Origin of the sequence: Streptomyces sp. NPDC058964 (genome assembly GCF_042741275.1) — a bacterium.
Classification (GTDB): Bacteria; Actinomycetota; Actinomycetes; order Streptomycetales; family Streptomycetaceae; genus Streptomyces.
The window spans coordinates 1-2,533 of the sequence record NZ_JBHYKH010000309.1 but is presented as its reverse complement, the minus strand read 5'-3'; the positions used below and the strand labels follow the sequence as shown (position 1 = coordinate 2,533).

The 2,533-nt window shown below is 72.7% G+C and carries 2 protein-coding genes; both read right to left on the bottom strand.

From position 1 onward, the window contains the following. Window positions 1-15: 15 nt before the first annotated feature. Window positions 16-531: a hypothetical protein gene (locus tag ACFW2E_RS30390; protein WP_384470280.1), complete on the bottom strand. Its 516-nt coding sequence runs from the start codon at window positions 529-531 to the stop codon at window positions 16-18. Between the two features lie 46 nt (window positions 532-577). Further along, window positions 578-2,290 (bottom strand): S8 family peptidase, encoded by a 1,713-nt coding sequence (locus ACFW2E_RS30385; protein ID WP_384470279.1) that lies wholly within the window; start codon window positions 2,288-2,290, stop codon window positions 578-580. Window positions 2,291-2,533: the final 243 nt, after the last annotated feature.

The following is a 2,533-nucleotide window of genomic DNA, read 5'->3' as shown; positions in this document are numbered from 1 at the left end:
GCTCTCACTCCTGGGTCAGAGCTTCTGCACCCGCACGCCGCGCAGGACCGCCGGTGACGTGCCGTCCCAGACGCCGATCACCTGGTGGCCGCGGGCGAACGCCTCCTGGATCTCCTGGTGGGCCTGCTGGGTCGGGTTGTTGAGGACCCGGAAGCCGTCCGGGAAGCGCAGGAAGACCTGCCGCGGCTGACCGGGCAGCGGCTGCACGATGTCGATGAAGCCGTTGGCGATGCCCGCCTGCAGCGCCTGTGCCGAGATCTGCTGGATCGCGGCCTGCGTGACCTGCTGGAGCTGCTGCTGCATCTGCTGCTCGCCGTATCCCTGCTGCTGCATCGGCGCCTGCCCGAGCTGCTGCTGGTACGGCTGCTGCTGTCCGAGCTGCTGCATCAGTTGCTGGTACGGCTGCTGCTGTCCGAGCTGCTGGAGCTGCTCCAGCGAATTGCCCGTGCCGTACGGCTGGTGGGGCGAGGTGCTCGGGAACTGCTGTCCGAACTGGCTCATCGGCTGGTTCATCTGCGGGGTGGTGCTCATGATGTGTCACCTTCCCTTGATGGTGTTTCGGTCGATTGAGGATCCGTCAGCCCGTGACGACCAGGCCGACGATCTCGTCGTCCGCGAACCACACGCGGACGTCGGGCCGTCCCCCCGCGAAGGCGGTGTGCACCGCCTGGCGGATCTCGGGGGACGGACGATTCAGGTTCCGCCAGGAGCCGGCCACGAACAGCCGCAGCCTGGGCGGGAGTTCACGGGGGTAGGGGAGCAGCTCGTCCCAGTACCGCTCCGCGCGGCCGGAGCCGACCGCCTGCGGCAGCAGGTGGGTGACCGCCGCCTTGACGTCGGGCCGGCCACCGATGCGCTGGGAGGCGGGCCGGCCCGGCGCGTCCTGCTGCGGGGAGCCCGTGACCCGCAGCACCTCGCGGGCGCGCTCCGGTGACATCGGGGGCTGCCCGGCCGCCCTGAGCATGCCCTGCAGCGCGGCCAGCGCGCCCGCCACCACCGGGGCGGCCGAGGACGTCCCGGAGAACGTGTCCGTGTACCAGGTGATCTCCTCCGGCCCGCCCTGGAGGTCGCCGGGCCGGTCCCAGAAGCCGCCGGTGGTCGTGACCTCGCGCCCCCAGCCCTGGGCGTCCACGCGGGCGCCGTAATTGGAGAACGCCAGTCGTGACCGGTCCGGTCCGTGGTCGCGGCCGTGCGTGCCGGGCGGCGGGGCACCCGCGCCGACCAGGACCGCGCCGGAGGCCGGGCCGCCCGGGTTGAAGGGGTTGCGCCACCAGGACGGGAAGCCGTCGGGACGGTGCTCGTACAGCGCGTCGTCGAGGGACTCGCCCCCGTTCCCCGCGGCCGCCACCACGAGGACGCCCCGGGAGGCCGCGTACCGCACGGCCGCGTAGTCGTCCGGCCACCACTCCAGCGGGATGTAACCGCGCTGGTCGTCGCGGTCGGCGTACTCGAACCGCGGGCCGGGCCGGTGCAGCTCGACCAGGACGAGGTCGCCGGGGCCGAGCCGGTCGGCCGCCGCGTGGATCGCCGCCGCCGTACCGGCGCCCCGGAAGGACGCGGCCGCGGTCACCGCGTCCGGCACGATCCCGGTGACGCCGTGGTCCGTGCGGTCGCCGCCGAGCACCCCGATCACGGCGGTGCCGTGGTTGCGCCAGGCGAGGTCCGTCAGCGGCGTGCCGACGACGACGCCGGCCAGTTTGGCTGCCAGGTCCTCGTGCCCGAGCTGCCAGGCACCCTCGACGTCGATCACCGTCACGCCCTGTCCGGTCCCACCGGGCCGCTGCCAGGCCCAGTGGGCGTCGATCCCCTCCGGCGCCGGGCGCAGATACCCCTGACGGCCGCTGAAGTCCGGGGTGATCGGGGCACCCTCCTTGCGCCGCCGCTCGTCGTCGGCGACCGTGGCCGGCACGGCTCCCGGCTTCACGTACGCCGTGTCGATCCCCGGCAGCGCCGCCATCCGCGCGCACAGCTCCTGTGCCCGGCTCTCCCCGCCGCTCACCCGGTAGAACAACGTGAGGTCGGGCACTCCCTCGGCACCGGTCTGCCGCACCCGCTCCTCGCTGCCGAACAGCGGCTCAAGGACCAGCTGTTCGTCGTCGAGGAACATCGCGAGGGCGGAGAGGTCGGCGCCCGCCGTCGAGCGGACCCCGTCGGCCGAGGCACGCAGCCGGGCCTCGGGGCGCGCCACCACGATCAGTTCCTGTTCGGCTCCGCGATAGGTGAACCCCGCTCCGTCGGGCCCCGGCCCGGATGCCCCCGGGCCCTGCGCCGGCACTGTCTGGTCGGTCATCGGTACCGCTCCCTTCGGTCCGTGCGGGCCGCCACGCAGCACAACCAACCACTCCCGGGGCGAGGCGTACAGACTGGTTTCGGCAACTTGGTTTGGCAGGAAGTTGAAATGGGTAACGTGTGCAATCCGTCCTGAAACAGATGTCACGTCAGAATCCGGCCGTGCCGTCGGGACGCTGTCGAGCCCCCGTGCCCCGGAACACGGTCCACGCCGTCGCAGTCAGGTCGGACGACGAAGGGGCGG

What these genes read in the sequence shown, in the direction of transcription:
- ACFW2E_RS30390 (WP_384470280.1), bottom strand. Translation starts at nt 531, where the DNA reads ATGAGCACCACCCCGCAGATGAACCAGCCGATGAGCCAGTTCGGACAG.
- ACFW2E_RS30385 (WP_384470279.1), bottom strand. Translation starts at nt 2,290, where the DNA reads ATGACCGACCAGACAGTGCCGGCGCAGGGCCCGGGGGCATCCGGGCCG.